Below are 13,549 nucleotides of genomic sequence, written 5' to 3' on the forward strand. Positions count from 1 at the left end.
GCCTCTATGCTTTTATATGATTTACACTATTTATTTAACAGAGATTTAATAACTGAGATTGCTTCTTTTGCACCACCACATTCTAAAAAGCTATCTTTTAGTTTTCGTATACCATGCCTATACTTTTTATTTGAAAGAACGTCTGTTACCGCTTCTTTTAAAGTTTGTACATTAACATGCTCTTTCAATAACCTATGTGCGGCTTCAAGCTCAGTTAATCTTTGTGCTATCATCGGTTGATCTTTATCATGTGGAATGATGACAAATGGGACATTAAAATAAATAGCGTCGTGTACACTGTTCATGCCGCCATGTGTAATAAAAACATCTGCTTCACTTAATATTTCTGATTGGGGTACGTATGAAGCAATTATAAAATTGTCTGGCGCTTTCTTAATTTTAGAACGATCATTTCTATCACCAATTGCCATTACAACTACCCCTTTAAAATCTGAGAAAGTATCAATACAAGTATTAAAGAATGGTTCAAGTCCTTCAAGCAGTGTCCCCATTGAAATATAAATAACTTTCTTACCTTTAAGCAATTCAAGTGGAAACTCTACATTTGTTTTACGCTTTGAAATACTTGGTCCAATAAAAATGTTATTTTCTCCAAACAAATCGCTATTAGGTTGGAAGTAACGACTTGTGTACACAAGAGTAATATCTCCCTTGTTATGCATAAATTGAAGATTGTTTTTAGGCTTTACTCCAAATTCATGTTCCATTCGATATAGTAACTGTTCAGAAATTTCATCAGGTTGGAATGGTATTTCTGCATTAGGATGAAAAGGTAAAGTCTCCAAAAATTCAGTAGGAATTAAAAATATAGGAGAAGAAACTATGCCTGGAATTTGTAAATACTCCTTTACTAACTCTCCAGCACCAAATATATCATAAATTACGAAATCAAAATTAATGCTTTCACATAATTGTTTCGTAATTTCTAATATATATAAAGAAGTTTGAACATGTACATGAAAGAAAGAGTTCAATCCATATGAAGTTTCAGTATCAATAGAAATATCCTTTAATAAATCTGGATGGGTATATACAGTAGCTCCCAAATCTTCAATTCTGCCTTTAAAGTGTTCTGTTGTAATATAGTGTACGTGATCCCCCCGTTCAGTAAAGGCTTTGACTAAACTTAATGTCGGATTTACATGTCCCTCTGCTGGAAAATTAACCATTAAAATATTTAGCATTTCTTTCTCACTCCTTACATTTCAAAACTCTTATTAATCATACTGTAATGATTACCGTCAATCTTCCCCTAATAGTCCTAATATACTTGCTACTTTAGATTGATAAATAATTATCAGTTATTTAATTAAAAAAGGCATCTACATAAGTAGATGCCTAACCGTGATAAGGAGTGTTCTGTGAGGTTAGAATAAGCTTTTCAGCTTGTCCTATGCTATCAATATATGATTTATTTTATAAAACGTGAATAATTGATAGAATGATTTTATCCCTCTTTATCACCCATATTGAATCCATTCCTAAATAAGACGACTCTAGTTTTTATAACATTTCATATGTTTTAATCTTCTTTAGAGCTATCTATTTTTACAGTCTCTCCAGTCAATCGCTTATTTTTCAATTCAAAATAAGCATCTAAAACTTCTTTTCCAATATCAGAGTTAATACCAGATTTATCATTCATAACCCACGGCACAACTACGGAAAACGCTACTTCTGGATTATCATATGGCGCATACCCTGCTAGCGTTAAGTTATAACATTCTCTTCTCTCACCCTTTTCATTTCTTCCAATATCACTTTCTCCACCGTAAACTGTCTGTGCTGTTCCTGTTTTACCTGCTGGTTTATAAGATGCTTTTTGGAACGCCCTTACTCCTGTTCCATCCCCTTCTTGGAATACCCTTCTAAATCCTTCTTTTACTTGATTTATATATTCCTCTTTCATATCTATTTTATTTAAAACAATTGGTTCTACTGCATGCACAACTTTACCAATCTCATCTTTTTGCGACGTTTGCTCTCTTACCTCTTGTACAATTTGTGGCTTCATTCGATATCCACCATTTGCAATTGTTGAAATATACTGTACAAGCTGAAGTGGTGTATACGTGTCATACTGGCCAATTGAGTAATCTAATAAGAAACCAGGTTGATTGTCTTTTTTACCAATTTGTCCAGCTGTTTCATTCGGTAAATCAATCCCCGTTGGAACACCTAATCCGAATTGTCTGAAATAGTACCTCATTTTATCAAAGTATTCCTGTTTTATATTTAATGAACTATTTTTCACATAATCCACACCTGCAATCTTTAATGCTGTATGAAACATATAAACGTTTGAAGAGACTTGTAACGCTCTTAAATCATCAATATTTCCAAACTCTTTCCAAGACTTCTTCTCCCTAGTACCTTTAAACTTCATAGGTGCATCATAAAAATAAGTACCTGGTGTTATAGCTTTCGTTTCAAATCCAGTTAAAACTGTCGCACCTTTAACTGTTGATCCCAGCTCATATGAACTAGTCATCGTGCCTAATGCATAGTCTTCAACTTCTGTTCTCCCGTCTTTTTCTACAAGTCTTTTCCCAGCCATTGATAATACTTGTCCGTTTTTCGGATTCATCATTACAACGAAAGCACGGTCCAACATGGATTCTGATCCTTTATATGCCTTTAATATTTTTTCTATACTTTCTTCTACTTTTTTCTGTAATTCCATATCTATTGTTAAAGTTAAGTTCTTACCGCTCTTTCCCTCCGAAATTGTTTCCGTTCTAATTGTAGTACCTTGTTTATCTGCAACGCTTCTTACTTCTTTTTTTGTACCATGAAGTACATCTTCATATTGCTGCTCGATATAACTTTTTCCAACCCTATCATTTCGGCTATAATCACGTACTAAGTAATAATCTAATCGTTCACTTGGTAATCCTTCATCAGAATTAGAAACATTTCCAAGAACGGATCGGAATAATCCATCATTCACATACACTCTCTCCCAATCAACCGACACGTCTACACCTGGGAGATTTGCTAAACCTTCACTAATTATAGTAAATTCCTTTTCACTAACGTCTTTTTTAATAATTTGTGGAGCCATTTGATAACCAGAAGTCATTTTACTTTTAATAGCTAACACTTTTATATCTTTATCTGTTAAATCCTGAAGATTTTTATCCGTAACTCGTTTTCTTTTTAACTCTTCAATTTTTTTATCTAAATTTTTCCCGGTAATATCTTTATCTCTGAACTTATTTATTTCTTTTTTAGATACTAATTTTTCGGTTAGTGTCGGATTTAATTGCATCCAAAAATCTTTCTTATCCGTCTCAGTTAGTTTATCTATATCTTCTTGTGGTATTTCAATTATGTCTGCAAGTTGTTTTGCTGTTTTTAATATTTCTTCTGATTTTACACCTTTCATCTTTGTATATGTAATTGTACGTAAAGACTTATTATCAACTACTGGATTCCCTTCTCGATCAAATATTTTTCCACGCGGGACAGAAAGGCTTACCGTTGCATTTTCTCTCTTCTCTACTTCATTTTTATACGTCTCACCATCGATAATTTGTACTTTACCTAATTGTATGATCATGGCAGAAAATAATATAAATACACAAAAAAATAGAATGTTTAACCGCATTGTTACTGCTCTACCACTTTTTTTCTCTTGTTTTTTCACCTTGTCATAATCTCCTCCTCACTGTATTTCTATTAATAATTGAATCTATATATTAAAAGTAATGCACATTTTCTATACATTACCTTGCACAAATACTAATATATTGATAAAAACTTAATAGAAATTAAAGCAAATCTAAAGAAAAGGTAAAGTTTTCTAAATTAAATACAAAAATACCCAATAACGAAAAGCTTAACTTTTCGTTATTGGGTATTTAATAATTTAAGAGTTAATAATTGAACGTATTGATTCTAATCTATCACCATAATTTGATAAAGGCTTTTTACGCTGAATTTTTGGCAAGTAAATCGTTACTGTTGTCCCGACACCAACCTCACTCATAATACTTATATTCCCTTGATGACTTTCAATAATTTTATAACTTAACATCAATCCAATACCGGTACCTTTTTCTTTCGTACTATAGAACGGTTCACCTAATCTTTTAATTCTTTCTTCGGGTATTCCTATTCCTTTATCAATTACACTAATAATGATACCATCTTTACCTATTTCTTTTATGTGAATTGAAATTCTTCCACCATCTGGCATAGCTTCGATCGAATTTTGCAAAATGTTAATAAATACTTGTTTCAGTTGATTTTCTGAGCATTCAATGATTATATCTTTGGAATCTGTATATAATTCAACTTGAATATTTGTCATAATTGCTTTTGTATTTATTAATGAGACGACATTTTTAAATATTTGATAAATATTTTTCTTTTCGGTACTTATTTCGTCTGTTTTAGCAATCGACAAAAACTCTTGAAGAATCGCTTCTATTCTTTCAATTTCAGAAAGCATTAGATCAAAATATTTTTCTTGATCTTCTTTATTAATTTGGAATAACTGTATAAACCCTTTAATGACTGTTAATGGATTCCTAACTTCGTGAGCTACACCAGCTGCTAATTGACCGATTGCTGCAAGTGTATCTGATTTATTTAGCAATTCTTCTGTCTTTTTTCGCTCTGTAATATCCCGTACAATAATCATAATTTTATCATGCAATAAAGGTAAACATCTAGCTTCAAAGAAATCGATACTTTCATTAATTGTAAGTGGATATTCAACAATTACATTTGTTCCTTTTTCTTTTACTTGACAAATTGCTTCTTGAAGTTTTTGTGCTACTGAAGATGGTAATACTTCGTAAAACTTTTTTCCCATAAAAGCTTCTGCGGGTACGTAAAATTTTGTGGGGGATCCTGCTTTATAATCAATAATTGTTCCATCATCTTCTGTTAAGAAACATAAATCTGGTAAAGCTTGAAAAATTAATTCCAATTCAGACGTTTGTTGTTTTAATTTCTCTTCTATTGCTTTTAAATGTGTAATATCTACACCAACAGCCCAATAGCTAAATCCACTTACAGGAAACTGTTCTGATATATTGGACCACATTATCGTTTTAATTTCACCATTTTTACATGTTAAGCGCATTTCCCAATCTCTAAAATTCTTTCCACGAGTCAAAAATTTCTTTTGTATCTCATGACGATAATTATGATCAGGATACAGTAATTGAAGTGCGTCTGGATTTCCAATTACCTCTTCCGCAGTATATCCCGTTACAATTTCACATTCGCGATTCCACAAAACAAAGTCTCCATTATAATCAAGCGCATCAACCATAACAGGCATGTTTTGTAGGATTGTATGTAGTTCCTCCTCTTTTCGAGTAAGTAATGTTGTATTTTTACTTTGAAAGCATTTCATTGCTCCATCTATAATTAGATTTGAAAGCATTTCAAAGTATTTTTGGCAATTGAAAATTTCGCTTTTCTGAGACCATACAACAAAAGATCCTAAATATTGATTGTATAAAAAAATGGGGATTTCAATTTTGGGAAGTTTACATATTTTCTTTTCATTTATTCCAAATGAAAATATACATTCTTTTTCAGCATCAAGAAGTTGATGTGATATGTTGGTTAATTGATAAAATTGTTCTGCCATGGTTTCTATTGTACTCACATCAATAAGTTCCATTAGCCGCGCATTCATTCCTTTTTCACCTCAATATGTAAAATTCATACAAATTTAAAATTCATACTTCTCCATTATACGAAGAATGTGCCTATAGGTATATAGCTGAAGAATAATTATTCGAATAAATTTTATTTTTCAATTAAAATCAGAAAAGAATATCCGTCCAATTTGAAACTCTAATTAGTAAGTTTTATTCATCTCCGATTGACTATTATCCGATCCAATCATGATCTTCTTTGTTGCAAAAACTCTCCTTAACGTCCTTTCATTCGTTAAGTTTTGACATGGATTCATACGCACTAGTAGCAGTATAAAAATACATTAAATATAAAGTTCATAAAATTTTCACAATTAGTATGAAAAATTTAAACATTTATTCCAATATATTCTATATAATAAAATGTAATAAGGCTTCTATGAATCTCATAGAATACCTTACCCCTAATAAAAAGAAAAAAAGAATCTATTTAGATTCTTTTTTTCTTTTTATATTACATTACATATTTATATAAAGCATGTGCGACACCGTGTTCTTCATTAGTCAATGTTTCGTATTGACACATCGCTTTTATTTCTTCAACTGCATTTCCCATTGCAATTGATATATTTGCTTTTTCCATCATAGATACATCGTTCAGCCCATCACCTATTGCTACAGTATTTTTAACTGGAATATTTAGATGTTCTGCTAAAGTATATAATCCATTTCCTTTTTGAGCATCTCGATGATTAATCTCTAAATTATGCCAATATGAAGATGTAATTGCTAAATCCGTATTATGCAGAAACGTTTCTTTTAACTTTTTTAATTTTTCTATGTCATAAGAAAATGGTAAAAGCTTATGCACGTGTATATCAGTTTCTACAATTGGTTTACAACTTTCTGCACTAAGAAATGCTGTATGTTCAAGGTATAATGCTGCAATCGTTTCTAATTCTTTCAAGTCGAAATTTTCTTTTGAATTCTTCACATATTCTATTTCATTACGTACACTCTCTACTCCATAATCTGGTACGTACACACCTTTATCAGTATAAAGCTGATAATATAAACCATTCTCTTCAAGATAATTCACAATCTCAAGTGCTTGCATATTTTGAATTGGATATCGTTTCATCATTTTTTTATCTTTATATATAAGCGCACCATTTTCAGCAATAATTGGACACTCTAAATTCACTTCTAGCAACAATCGTTCAATGTCGACTATAGAACGTCCTGTACAAATTGCCACAACATGGCCCGCTTCCTGGCATTTTCGAATCGCTTCTGCATTCTCTTTACTAATCATTTTATTCCCCGAAAGAAGGGTTCCATCTAAATCAATTGCGATTAATTTCATTATTTCTTCACCACTTTCTATATATACACGAATTTATATTAAACGAAAGGTATCGTTTTCATACTGATTTCGTGAAGTACTCCTTATTTATAATTTATGAAAAGCGTTTCAGGTCAAGAAATAATTAAAAATAAAATCAGAAGCTTTTCTTTTTAAAGAAAAGCTTCTGATTTTAAACTATGAACTATAACTAATATATTTCGTCTCACACATGTACACATTCTTTTCTTCAGTTGGGGCATATATTTTAAACTTTTCTAAACGTTTTCCATAAATATGAATAGTGACAACGCTTTCATTTTCTGCTATTTCAAGAATATGACAATCAGCTGGTGGAATGACTTTATCTGTTTCTCCTTCTCCCAAATAAAGATTTCCTGTATGAGTTAAATAAACAAGTGAATTTTCAAGCTGCTTCGTTTGTATAAAGTTCTGCACCATTATTCTTCCTGTAAATACGCCTTCTACTCCCCATGTGCCATCATGATCATGTAAAGGAGTCGATTGTCCATCTTTCCATACAAGAGCTAATACTTCAAAACGATTTAAAGGATCTTCATATAGCAAGTGTCGTGCATATTGAGCTGAATTCGCCTTCTGTTTTTCTAACGGAAGCCATGTTTTCTTTTCTAAAAGTTTTTCTAATAATTTTTCAATCCTACAAACAATTTGACCTTCTAATAAATTGCTATTTACTAAATCCGTTACATCTTTAATAAACGTTTGGAACGTCTTACTTCCATTACATGTTAACATAAGCATCCTCCTCTACTCCTATTCACACACTTCCATACTAAATAACTAACTAAAATTTTACAATTGAGAAATAAAAAACAAGGTACAGTAAATTTGCACCTTGCTGAACAGTTTATTGAGCTTTTAAGCGGATAGGTAAGAATTTTAAAGTTTGTTCATTTTCCAATATACATTGTTCTATATTGAATGATGGAGATAATGCTATCTTTTCAAAAGCATTTATAAAGGTAGTTAATGCAATCTCAGCTTCTAAACGCGCAAGTGGTGCCCCTAAGCAAAAGTGAGGGCCCTTACCAAAGGTTAAATGCTTTTCGTTTCCTATTCGGTGTATATTAAACTTAGATGCTTGTGAAAACTTTTTCTCATCTAAATTTGCTGCACTAACCCACGCAACAACCATCTGATCCTTTTTCATTAAAGGTCCAAATATATTGGTGTCCTTTGTAATTCTCCTAGCTAATGTAATCGGAAAGCGATAGCGTAATACTTCCTCAACCGCTTTCGAAATTAATTTAGGTTTTTCTCTTACTTCTTTATATGTTGCAGGTGAGTCCACTAAAAAGCAGTAAAAACTATTAATGATTAAATTTGTAGTTGTTTCATTACCCGCGGCTAATAAGCCTAAAGAAAAAGTCACAATTTCTTCATCAGTTAATCTTTCACCTTCATATTCAGCTCGTATTAAATCAGAGATAATATCATCGGTTAAATGATATCTCTTTTCCTGAACGATCGGTAGAAGATATGCTTTAAATTCATTTAGTGCTATCCCCTTTTCTGCATCCAGATCATTAAACTTTTCTTTACTATACGGCATAAATAGAATATCAGACCATGCTTTAATCTTTTTACGGTCAGTTGTTGGCACTCCTAATAAATCGGATATGACGGTAACAGGTAAAGGAGCAGCAAACTGTTCAACGATATCAACTTCACTACACTTTTCAATATCTTTTACAAGTTCATTTGCGATAGACTGTATTCGGGGTTTCCATTGTTCTAAACTTCTTGGAGTAAATGCTTTAGAAACGATAGAACGTACGTTGCGATGTTCTGGTGGATCAGTAGAGTTAATATTTATCCTAGTTTCTAAAGGTGGGATTGCAAATTGTCTTCGTTCCCTTCTACTTGAAAATAAGCTATAATCCGATAAGACTCGATTTACATCATCATATAAAAAAACATTCCAAACATCTTGCTCATCATCATAATGTACTGGGTGATTATCCCTCATAAATTGATACCACTCATACGGATTCCACAATTCTTCTTTCGTTTTCAGCTTTGAAATTTCATGAACTAAAATCACATTTTCAGGCGAAGCCATAGTCCTTTCCTCCCTTTTCTTTTACAATAAAAGTGATAGGTCGGTAGTTCAAAGTTGTATAATCTAACATATGTTATTTTAACATATACTAAAGGGGATTTTTCGTAGGAGAACTTGAGAAATAAATAAGGGGGATTTTTATGTATGTTGATATTTTATTGCTCGCAGAATTGACGTCAGGGCCAAAATATGGGTATGAAATAAAGAAAAATATTCAAAATCGGTTAGGAGAGAATTTTGAATTAAATCATAATATGCTTTATCCTTCTCTTCGACGTTTTGAGAATATGGGGGCTATAACGAAAAAAGTACATACACAAGTCGGTAAGCCAAATCGAAATATGTACGACATAACTGAAACAGGAGAAGAAATCTTTTCTGAAATGTTGCGCGAGTTTCCCGAAAAACTCGCGACAAACAATATAGAATTTCTTGTTCGTATCGCGCTTTTTGAAAAGCTTGATTATGAAGCTAGAAAAGAAGTTTTAACAATACGCCAAGACATACTACATAAACAACTTACCGCTATTCAATCTCTAGATACTAACTCACCTTTTATTACAGAAGTCATTGAATTTAGTAAATCACGTATCGAACATGAATTGCTCTGGATTACATCACTTATGAAGAAAGTATGAAAAAATAAAAGAAAAGTTAAAAACAATGAATGAAAATGAGATTTATTATCAATACTATAATTAATAAAAGGGCAACCACGATTTGGTTACCCTTCAAAAATTTATACTTCTGGATCAAAAGTTTTGCAATCTGTTTCTTCTGTAGTCGATGCTTGTTTTCCTTTATGACTTACTACATAAATTGCGTCTGCGCTACATTTATTGCCGTTAGCCCAAAATTTACAGTTGTTTACTTCACATAAAACGTCTTGTGCCATAGTATCACACCTCCTTGTTCTATTATCATTAACAAAATTCGGAGGTATGATACTCTTTGTTATGCATTTTTTATTCCCTTTTTAGCTTTCTTAATGGCTCTATATCTCCTTGTACAATAGCACCTATATTTTCAGTTATTTTTTCAATATGAAAATGCCACCATTGAATTTGCAATAATTCTTCTATTATCGCATTTGAAAATCTCTCCCTTATTTTATGTGCAGGGTTTCCGCCAACAATTGTATATGGTGCGACGTCTCTCGTCACAACAGATTTAGCTGCTATTATTGCACCATCCCCTATTTTTATTCCAGGCATAATCGTTGCATCCATACCGATCCAAACGTCATTTCCTATAACTGTATCACCTTTGTAAGGTAAATCAGACAAATTAGGTGTATACTTCTCCCACCCATTTCCAAATATGTTAAATGGATATGCCGAAAATCCATCCATCCGATGATTCGCTCCGTTCATTATAAAGGTAACTCCATTTGCAATACAACAAAACTTTCCAATAAAAAGGCGATCTCCAAGAAATTCATAATGATGTAATACGCGATCCTCAAATGTTTCTCCATCTTTCGCATCATAATATGAATAGTCTCCAACGAGTATATTAGCTTTTGTTATTGTATTTTTTATAAATTGGACATTTTCATTTCCTTCAATAGGATACTTAACATTGGGATTAGGATTCATTTTGTATAGCACTTCCTTTACCACTTATTTCACTTTCTATTGCTATCGTTGGCTTTAAATTGTATATAGGTAAAATAAACAATAAACCAATTATAAATAGGAAAGCCGTTCCTTCATACATCATACTTAATGAAAACATCTCCTTTAATGAGCCAGCAATACTCATCGTTACTACCATTGAACCGGTGAATAGTGGACTTAAAATGCCATTTACACGACCAATAAAATCTGTATCGCTATTTTGAATAATGAGCGTATTAATACCTATTTGGATACAGGGAAGAGCTAACCCACTAAAAAGTTGTGCTGTGAGTGTTATCCATAAATTTGTCGAATAACCTATAATACCAATGCCAATCGCCTGACCGAGCATACCGATAATTAACATCTTTTGCGGCGCAACGTTTTTTGCAAATACCATCGCTAAAGCACCGCCAACAATCATTCCTGCACCATTGACTGTTAGTAACCATTGTAAACTCTCTTTTGACAGTCCTAACTGCTCAGTTACGATAAATATGCCTAATGGCTGAATTAAACCTATCCCTAGTCCTGCTGCCATAAAGCAAAGCCCTAGCAAAGTTAATGCTTTTTTCTTTTTGACATACTTAATACCATCCACCATTTCCTGTAATAGCGTAATTTCTTTCTTCTCATTATCATTCTCACGATCTTTCGGAAGAAATAACAACACAGCTGCTGCAAGTAAAAAAGCGATACCTGTAATAATAATTGAAATATAAATTCCAAAACTATGAAAAATAAATGTTCCAAGAATCGGTCCTAAAACCATAAATATCGCAAATATTGTTTGATAAATAGACATTGCTAATTGAATTTGTTCTGCCGATAAATGTTGTTTAAATAATTTCATTCCAGATGGTTGAGAAAACTGCGAAAGGATTGCAGAAATAAGTGTTACAAAAAATACGATTTTCCACGTTCCAAACATAAGAGTAATTAATACAGCAAATACTGAAATAGAACTTAACGTTTCACACCATATCATTGTCTTCTTCGGCTTCCACCTATCGGCAAACGTTCCACCAATAAAGGAAAAGATGAAAATTGGAGCAAACTCCGCAACTGAAATCATCGAGATAGCAAAAGCATCACCTTTTGTCATTTCCATTACGTATAGTAATACCGCAAAGTTCCGAACCCATATTCCAATTTGTAAAAATAATGCTGATGCTAAAATTCCTTGTACAAACCTGTTTTTTAATACTTGTGATACCCCATTATCTTGTTTCATTTCTACATTTATCGACATAAAAAAGCCTCCTATTTCATGTTCTGAACAGGAGGCAGCACAAATCATATGAAAAGACTATATTTTTCGCAGAGCGAAATACATCCCTTTTCTATAAATGTACAGACTAATCCTATTCAGAAGAATATTTCGTTTTTTAACGAAGATCTCTTACAAATAGAATTAGTTGATCATTGGGATGTTTTCACCCTTCCGTTTCGAATTTAAATAACACATACATACTCTATGTAAATCATTTTCTATGTATGCATGTCTTACAATAAATATTCTAGAATGTTAATGGTAATTCCTCTAAAGAACGCATTAAATAATTACCTTGCCATTTAATGTCTTCACGATTCCCTTTTATTTGTAGTTCAGGCATTCTCTCAAACAAAGTAGTAATAGCAATTTTTGCTTCCAACCTAGCAAGTGGAGCGCCTAGGCAGAAATGGCTACCATGACCAAAGGCAATGTGACGATTGTTCTCGCGAGTAATATCGAATACTTCCGGATTCTCAAATACTGTTTCATCACGGTTTGCAGAAGCTAATGCAATGACGACCATATCTCCTTTTTCAATTGTTTGGTCGTGAATTTGAAAAGGTTCATCTGCCCATCTTGAAGTTGTTACCTCAACAGGAGAATAATATCGTAATCCTTCCTCAATAGCTGCATCAATTAATTTTGGATTTTCTTTTAATAACTGTAATTGATTCGGATTTTCAAGAAGCGCTAATACTGTATTTGTTATTAAATTTACCGTTGTTTCGTGTCCCGCCACAATTAATAACATTATCATTGAATATAGTTCTCGAGCGCTAAGTTTATGTCCTTCACTTTCTGCAAGTATTAAAGCACTAACCAAATCTTCTTTCGGCTCTTTTCGTTTCATATCAACTAAATATTGAAGGTATGTAATAAACTCAGATAGTTGCTTTTCAGTTTCTTTTATTTCTTCTGGTGTTTCTGGGTAAGCAATGACAGCATGAGACCAAATTCTAAATTTCGCTTGATCTTCTTTTGGAATGCCGAGCATTTCACTTATTACAATGATTGGTAATGGGAATGAATAATCATCCACAAGGTTTAATGAACCTTTTCGTTCAACTTCGTTTAATAAATCATCTGTGATATCCTGAATTCTACCTTCCAATTGTGCGATCATCTTCGGTGTGAAAACTTTTTGTACAAGTGATCGCAGACGATTATGGTTAGGTGGATCTGAATTTAACATGTGCGTCGTTAAATGGTCACCATTGTCAACAGTAAGAAACACATTTAATGTATCTTGAGAAAATACATTGGCCGGATCTTTTTTTAGGCGACTGTCTTTTAAAAGCGGCAAAGCATCTTCATATCTTGTAATAAGCCATTCCGCCCCTAGTTCAGTTTTATTCACAAATAAAACAGGTTGCACTTTTCTAGACTCTTTATAGATTTCATACGCATCTTCTTTAAACTGAGCTGAAGCTAAATTAATGCCATCCTCTATTCTTAGTCCAACTTTATTTTTCATTGCCATTGTATTCCCTCACTCTCATTTGTTTTTGAAAATCAACCAACAAATGAATTATACTCTAATAAAAACGCGAAAATTGTAAATTT

11 protein-coding genes are annotated in these 13,549 nt (G+C 32.4%); 1 reads left to right on the forward strand and 10 read right to left on the reverse strand.

What is annotated here, in order from left to right:
• Nucleotides 1-26: 26 nt before the first annotated feature.
• The 6 genes from ACVWY7_RS11945 to ACVWY7_RS11970 form a co-directional block, all read right to left on the reverse strand.
• Nucleotides 27-1,205 (reverse strand): macrolide family glycosyltransferase, encoded by a 1,179-nt coding sequence (locus ACVWY7_RS11945; protein ID WP_000932136.1) that lies wholly within the window; start codon nt 1,203-1,205, stop codon nt 27-29.
• Between the two features lie 338 nt (nt 1,206-1,543).
• Nucleotides 1,544-3,670: a peptidoglycan D,D-transpeptidase FtsI family protein gene (locus ACVWY7_RS11950; protein WP_000743757.1), complete on the reverse strand. Its 2,127-nt coding sequence runs from the start codon at nt 3,668-3,670 to the stop codon at nt 1,544-1,546.
• A 222-nt stretch (nt 3,671-3,892) separates the two neighbouring features.
• Entirely contained in the window at nt 3,893-5,680 is a 1,788-nt protein-coding gene (locus ACVWY7_RS11955) for an ATP-binding protein (protein ID WP_000994075.1), read from the reverse strand.
• Nucleotides 5,681-6,156: 476 nt separating this feature from the next.
• Complete coding sequence (locus tag ACVWY7_RS11960) at nt 6,157-7,008, reverse strand: Cof-type HAD-IIB family hydrolase (protein WP_073523811.1); 852 nt, start codon at nt 7,006-7,008, stop codon at nt 6,157-6,159.
• 177 nt (nt 7,009-7,185) lie between these two features.
• Entirely contained in the window at nt 7,186-7,764 is a 579-nt protein-coding gene (locus ACVWY7_RS11965) for a cysteine dioxygenase family protein (RefSeq protein ID WP_105989524.1), read from the reverse strand.
• A 112-nt stretch (nt 7,765-7,876) separates the two neighbouring features.
• Nucleotides 7,877-9,091 carry a cytochrome P450 gene (locus tag ACVWY7_RS11970; RefSeq protein ID WP_105989525.1) on the reverse strand — a complete coding sequence of 405 codons (1,215 nt, stop codon included), beginning with the start codon at nt 9,089-9,091 and terminating at the stop codon, nt 7,877-7,879.
• A gap of 140 nt (nt 9,092-9,231) precedes the next feature.
• On the opposite strand from ACVWY7_RS11970, the gene ACVWY7_RS11975 reads away from it, so the two are divergent.
• Entirely contained in the window at nt 9,232-9,729 is a 498-nt protein-coding gene (locus ACVWY7_RS11975; RefSeq protein ID WP_000289112.1) for a PadR family transcriptional regulator, read from the forward strand.
• Nucleotides 9,730-9,830: 101 nt separating this feature from the next.
• Here the strand turns inward: ACVWY7_RS11975 and ACVWY7_RS11980 are convergent, their stop codons facing one another.
• The 4 genes from ACVWY7_RS11980 to cypA all read right to left on the reverse strand — a co-directional run bounded on the left by ACVWY7_RS11980 (nt 9,831) and on the right by cypA (nt 13,466).
• Nucleotides 9,831-9,986, reverse strand: a complete 156-nt coding sequence (locus ACVWY7_RS11980; protein ID WP_000046091.1) for a DUF1540 domain-containing protein — start codon at nt 9,984-9,986, stop codon at nt 9,831-9,833.
• Between the two features lie 70 nt (nt 9,987-10,056).
• Nucleotides 10,057-10,689: a Vat family streptogramin A O-acetyltransferase gene (locus ACVWY7_RS11985; protein ID WP_105989526.1), complete on the reverse strand. Its 633-nt coding sequence runs from the start codon at nt 10,687-10,689 to the stop codon at nt 10,057-10,059.
• Nucleotides 10,679-11,962 carry an MFS transporter gene (locus ACVWY7_RS11990; RefSeq protein ID WP_000026601.1) on the reverse strand — a complete coding sequence of 428 codons (1,284 nt, stop codon included), beginning with the start codon at nt 11,960-11,962 and terminating at the stop codon, nt 10,679-10,681. The genes ACVWY7_RS11985 and ACVWY7_RS11990 overlap by 11 nt, the downstream gene beginning before the upstream one ends.
• 268 nt (nt 11,963-12,230) lie before the next feature.
• Nucleotides 12,231-13,466 (reverse strand): cytochrome P450, encoded by a 1,236-nt coding sequence (cypA, locus tag ACVWY7_RS11995; RefSeq protein WP_001240954.1) that lies wholly within the window; start codon nt 13,464-13,466, stop codon nt 12,231-12,233.
• Nucleotides 13,467-13,549 lie beyond the last annotated feature (83 nt).

Source organism: Bacillus sp. TE9106W (assembly GCF_054062215.1).